Origin of the sequence: Streptomyces litmocidini (genome assembly GCF_014649755.1) — a bacterium.
In the GTDB taxonomy this organism is placed as follows: domain Bacteria; phylum Actinomycetota; class Actinomycetes; order Streptomycetales; family Streptomycetaceae; genus Streptomyces; species Streptomyces litmocidini.
Window position 1 is genome coordinate 1 of record NZ_BMTQ01000051.1, and the last position, 2,240, is coordinate 2,240.

The following is a 2,240-nucleotide window of genomic DNA, read 5'->3' on the forward strand; positions in this document are numbered from 1 at the left end:
GGTTCTAATGTTGGTAATTAGAACTAAATTGTAGCTTTAGCGCCGTTGTGCTTCGACTGTTCGATTCAGTCCCTCCTCAATAAGATAGCTATAGTTCAAAGGTAGAACAATTGTATGTGGAACAATATATCTGAGTTCAATTCTCAGTGGTTATCCTTTAAACTTAGGTAGTTCAATGGTTAGAACAGATGCCTCATATGCATCAAATATAGGTTCAATTCCTATCTTAAGTATAAATAAATACTTATTCTTAAGATTCTTATACACTAAAAAAAAAAAGAAAGAATATAAATAATAGTTGTATAAGCTAAATAGGCATAGCGTCCGTTTTGTAATCGGAAGGTTTGAAGTTCGATTCTTCAATACAACATTATAAAAATTTTTAATCCCTCTTTTTATTTTAAATAGAGTGGATGCAATAATTTATATATATATAATATATTTTTTTGTTATTTTCTTTTTTTGGGAGGTTTATAATTTAAATTATATTAAAATTTTATAGGTTATTATTGACTACATGATCTAATGGTATGATAATACTACTTCACAGTATATATGCGAGTTCGATTCTCGCTGTGGTTATTAGTGATAATAAGTTAATTGGCAAACTTTAACACTTCCAATGTTAGATCGCGTGTTCGATTCACGCTTATCACATATTGAACATTGTATCTATGGTTAGATGTATCGATTGCAAATCGATTTCTTAGGGTTCAATTCCCTCGGTGTTCTATTTGATCTCGATTATTAATTTAATTTGATTATTATATTTAAATTTTCTTTTAATAAAAGGAAAATTTTATAAAAAGATTTAAATATAACATAATATCGGTTTATCTACCAGATTGTTGCGTAATTGGTAACGTATCTACATTGGGTGTAGGGCTATGGGGGTTCAAGTCCCTTCAATCTGATTCTTTTATTTATCTTATAAAAAATATAAAAAGTAAAGTATATTATCTTATAAAATTATAAATTTTATATGCCTCAATTAGTACCTTTCTACTTTTTACATTTATTAACTTTTGGTATATTAGCTTTATCTATTTTAATATTTTTAATATCTAAATATTTATTACCTAATATATTAAGATTATTAATCTCTAGAACTTTAATTATAAAATTATAATTTTATAAATATATAAATATATCTCTCTTTATAATGACCTTCAATTCTTTAATTATCATATAAAAAGAAAAAGATATTCATACTTCGATATATTCGAAATATAATCACTTCATTAAGATTATTACTCTATTTATATATATATAATTTTTTATAATTCTATATTTTAAAATAAATATTAACTTCTAAAAAGAAAAAACATATTTATATAAAATATTTAATATATTCCCAAAAGGGATAAATCATCCCCCCCCCTGGGGGGTAAATTATTAAATAGAATATTTTTCTTAAAGAATAATTTTATTAATATATATATATTACTTTAATAAGAAGGTATATATCTATTTAATATAGATATATTTAATTTAAATAAGAAATAATATATTTACTTTTAGTAGATATATATACCTCCTAATAAGGGAGGGTTTATATCTCTCACTTCTTTAAAGGAGGTGAGGAAAAATATATAATTATTTTTTATTTATATAAGAAAAGTAAAGTATATATCACCTTTTAAAATAGGGGTAAATATATATATTAAGAGGATCCTTAAATTATATAGGAGGAGTCAAAATAATAAGCTTAGAAAAAAAATTAAAATAAAAACAAAATGATAATATCACCTTTAGATCAATTTGAAATTAAAACATTATTTATAGTAAATAATATGTTAACATTAAGTATTACAAATTATGTAATATATATAGGATTAGTAGTATTTATAATATATGGATACAATATAATATTAAACAAAGCAAATTTAGGATGAAATAGATGAGGAGCATCTATATTAGCAATATATGATACAATATTAAATATGGTAAAAAGCCAAATAGGAAGACATGGAGGAGATTATTTTTCATTAATATTTACTTTATTTAATTTCATATTAATAGCAAATTTAATATCAATGATACCTTATTCATTTGCTATATCAGCACAATTAATAGCAGTAATATCATTAAGTTTAAGTTTATGATTAGGTGTTACTTTATTAGGTTTAAGTAAACATAAATTAGGTTTCTTTGGTTTATTTGTACCTACAGGAACTCCTTTATTATTAGTACCTATATTAGTTTTAATAGAAACTTTATCTTATTGTTCTAGAGCTATT

At 22.9% G+C, this 2,240-nt stretch carries 1 protein-coding gene and 2 tRNA genes; all 3 read left to right on the plus strand.

What is annotated here, in order from left to right; all coding sequences use genetic code 11:
- Positions 1 to 161: 161 nt before the first annotated feature.
- The 3 genes from IE180_RS37795 to IE180_RS37805 all read left to right on the plus strand — a co-directional run bounded on the left by IE180_RS37795 (position 162) and on the right by IE180_RS37805 (position 2,105).
- Positions 162 to 233 (plus strand) — tRNA-Met (locus IE180_RS37795).
- A gap of 608 nt (positions 234 to 841) precedes the next feature.
- Positions 842 to 914, plus strand: a tRNA-Pro gene (locus IE180_RS37800).
- A 1,008-nt stretch (positions 915 to 1,922) separates the two neighbouring features.
- Positions 1,923 to 2,105, plus strand: a complete 183-nt coding sequence (locus IE180_RS37805) for a F0F1 ATP synthase subunit A (RefSeq protein ID WP_506005100.1) — start codon at positions 1,923 to 1,925, stop codon at positions 2,103 to 2,105.
- The last annotated feature ends 135 nt before the right edge of the window (positions 2,106 to 2,240 follow it).